Source organism: Staphylococcus coagulans, assembly GCF_002901995.1.
Taxonomy (GTDB): domain Bacteria; phylum Bacillota; class Bacilli; order Staphylococcales; family Staphylococcaceae; genus Staphylococcus; species Staphylococcus coagulans.
Map to the genome: position 1 here is coordinate 1 of NZ_PPQN01000095.1, position 433 is coordinate 433.

1 protein-coding gene is annotated in these 433 nt (G+C 38.3%); it reads right to left on the bottom strand.

From position 1 onward, the window contains the following. Positions 1-433, bottom strand: a 433-nt coding sequence (locus tag CD118_RS11335; protein WP_142380880.1) for a transposase family protein, incomplete at both ends; no start/stop codon positions are given.

A 433-nucleotide genomic window follows, 5' to 3' on the forward strand; every position in this document is an offset into this window, starting at 1 on the left:
CTAATTTATGTTTGCGACGATCAGGTAAAATATCGATGATATCATGGGTTACACTATCACAGTAAATAAAGCTCATCGCACCTTCGACATCTTTCGTTAATTTGAATTCGTCAAAAGCTAAGTGCTCAGGTAAAACATGATGCGCCTGCGTCTTCACTGAATCACTTACCTCTTTTAAATGGCGATGGATAGTTGAAGGTGATACACACAGACTTTCAGCGACATCCTTTTCAGAGATGACTTTAGATAGTTTCCGCGTCATCATGCGTTTGACCTCATTTGAGATGGTACATCGAGGTTGAATATAGGGTGTTTGAGCTGTAAAGGTTTGTTGGCAAGCTTTACAGTAAAAGCGCTGTTTCTTCAATTTTAAATAGGCAGGTCTTTCAAAAATTAATCCCATATAAACTTTCGTTTTACGAAAGCCGTGTTT